The sequence below is a fragment of the Moorena sp. SIO3B2 genome (assembly GCF_010692525.1).
Lineage (GTDB): Bacteria > Cyanobacteriota > Cyanobacteriia > Cyanobacteriales > Coleofasciculaceae > Moorena > Moorena producens.
Genome location: NZ_JAAHHE010000451.1, coordinates 1 through 1,915, shown reverse-complemented (window position 1 = coordinate 1,915; position 1,915 = coordinate 1). Strand labels below are relative to the sequence as shown.

Genomic DNA, 1,915 nt, shown 5'->3' with positions numbered 1-1,915 from the left:
CTAATTAACCAGATTTCTAAGCGTTTGACGTCGAATTGAGTGAATAAGTGCGTCAGTACGTCAGTCCTGAGTAATGAATATAGGAAGTAACTGGTCTATAGCATTTTTGGTATGGGTAGAACATATGGATAAAGCATGGATACTGATTCGTAAGCATATGCGCTACGCGCACGCTACGGGAAAAGCAGTCAGCTGACTGCTGATAGCTGATGGCTGATAGCTGATGGCTAATAGCTGAATGCTTACACTGATTCATTCTTAATCCTTAATGCTTCATGGTTTATGCTGAATCCTTGATACTTCATTTCATACTTTTTATAGGCAAGAGCCATGTTGCGTAAAGCTTTGTTGGTCTTAACCATGATTGTCATAGTCGGTTTGGCAAACCCGAGCACTGCCCAAACCGCTGAGTACCCCAGTCTTTGGGATAAATTAGCAGAACTAAAGTCTCATGAGTTTGTGGATTTAACCCATACCTTTCATCCCCAGATTCCCCACTGGCCAGGCTTTGATCCTGAAACACGCACCACAACCTACTACTACGATGAGATGATTGGCACCAAGGGGTCTGGATTTTGGGCACAGCGCTATAATATTCCTGGTCAGTGGGGTACCCATGTTGATCCGCCAGCTCATTTCGTCAGGGGTAAACGGTTTCAGGATGAAATCCCGGTCACTGAAATGGTGCTACCCCTGGTGGTAATCGATGTCAGCGACAAGGTCAGTCACAACCCCGACTATCAAATTACCCTGGAAGATGTACAAGCTTGGGAACAGAAATATGGTTTGGTGCCAGAAGGGGCATTTGTAGCAATGCGTACGGATTGGTCTAAGGCTTGGCCAAGTATGACCAAAATGCGTAATGCTGACCCTAATGGTATTGCCCATTATCCTGGCTGGAGTGCTGAAGTACTGAAATATCTTTACGAAGAACGCTACATTACTGCTTCCGGTCATGAACCAACTGATACTGACCCTGGAATTGCCACTAGCCAAGGGGACTATTCCCTAGAAAACTATATTCTCAGCCAAGACAAGTATCAGATTGAGTTGCTGACTAACTTGAATCAGGTGCCGGAGTATGGTGCGATCGCAATAGTAACGTTTCCTAAGCCCCTGAAAGGTTCTGGTTTTCCAGCAAGGGTGTTCGCAATTATTCCCTAGTGCTGGAATTTACTGCTGCTGTTTAGTGCTGCAGTTTAAGTTAGCGATCGCATTGATCGATTCATGATTATCTCTAGCAGTAATAAATCACAAATCAATCGAATGGGTATATAGAGCTTAGCGCTATATATATTTAGGAACCTTTTGGAGATTCAGTTAGCTTCATCCGCGCTTATGCCCCACGTCAGCACCGTTCGCGTAGCGGCGACCTAGGATCAAGGTCGGCGTGGTTAGAAGTTACTGTAAGAATAGTGGTTAGAAGTTACCGTAAGGATAGGGTCGCCTTTCTAGTTGGCAGGCTATGCAGAAAAGGGTCAAAATTTATTGATTAAGGCCTCAGACTAAGCCTTTATTCTAAGGTTTCTTCTGAGGCCTTAATCAATGGAGGTGCGCTTTCCGTCGCCTACGGCGAACGGAAAGCGAACGGCTAATTTAATTCGCCAGGGGTCGCACCTAAATTTAACGACTGTGGGCGATAATTCTTGGCTCTTCGGTCTCAGGTTATAACAGTGGTGGATATAAACTCATTCAAGTCTGAATTTAGGATGTTTTTAAGCTCAAGAAAATTATCCTCTCTGGTTTCCGTGAACAAGAAACCAAAGACAGGGTACTCTTTGTAATCAGTTTTTCTTAGTTCTATTGGTTTTTCAAAATTTGAAACTAGCTGATCATAATCAAATGAGTTAATACTATCTACATCTATACCAGTGGAGTTATCTAAGATTACAATACTAAAAATTTTTCCTTCTTT

Annotated in this window: 1 protein-coding gene and 1 pseudogene; one reads left to right on the top strand and one right to left on the bottom strand. The window is 43.2% G+C overall.

Features of this window, described 5'->3' with window-relative positions; genetic code table 11:
* Positions 1–330: 330 nt before the first annotated feature.
* Positions 331–1,164 carry a cyclase family protein gene (locus F6K38_RS35925; RefSeq protein ID WP_287359820.1) on the top strand — a complete coding sequence of 278 codons (834 nt, stop codon included), beginning with the start codon at positions 331–333 and terminating at the stop codon, positions 1,162–1,164.
* 496 nt (positions 1,165–1,660) lie between these two features.
* Here F6K38_RS35925 and F6K38_RS35920 read toward each other — a convergent pair.
* Positions 1,661–1,915: pseudogene (locus F6K38_RS35920) on the bottom strand (ATP-grasp domain-containing protein); the annotation flags it as partial.